Below are 555 nucleotides of genomic sequence, written 5' to 3'. Positions count from 1 at the left end.
GCTCCAACAGTACAAGCATGTGATGAATCTACTTTATATTTAACTTCTATTCCTGCAGATGTAAATGCAGAAAATGACATCAACCAAACACCAAAAGATACTGCGGTAAATGGAGCATTAATTACCAATGACCAAGGTGTTGCAACAGTAACTTCGGTTACAATAAATGGGACTCCAACAGCTGTTCCTACAGGAAACACTGGAGTAACAATTAATAATGTTGCTGGTGTAGATAAAAACGGTGTTGCCGTTGCAAATGCTGGTTCAATTACTATTAAAGAAGATGGTACGTATATTTTTACACCAGCTGCAGGTTTTACAGGTACTATTAACCCAATAACCTATATAGGAAAAGGTGCTGGTGCCAATACAGACACAGCAAGTTTATCTATAGAAGTAGTGCCAAATATTTTGCCAGCGGGTAACAATCCGCCAACGGCCCAAAATGATGTAAATACTACAGAATTAAATACAGATGTAACGTCAACTTTACTCTCTAATGATAGTGACACAGATGGAGATAATATCGTTATCACGAATGCTTCTATAAAAGAT

At 37.1% G+C, this 555-nt stretch carries 1 protein-coding gene; it reads left to right on the top strand.

Translation table 11 applies throughout. From position 1 onward, the window contains the following. On the top strand, positions 1-555 hold a 555-nt coding region (locus GQS58_RS16935; protein ID WP_205860466.1), incomplete at both ends, for a hypothetical protein.

Origin of the sequence: Polaribacter sp. 11A2H, from assembly GCF_011379025.1 — a bacterium.
GTDB lineage: Bacteria > Bacteroidota > Bacteroidia > Flavobacteriales > Flavobacteriaceae > Polaribacter.
Note: the sequence above shows the minus strand (reverse complement) of the source record. Positions and strands in the feature narration are given on the sequence as shown.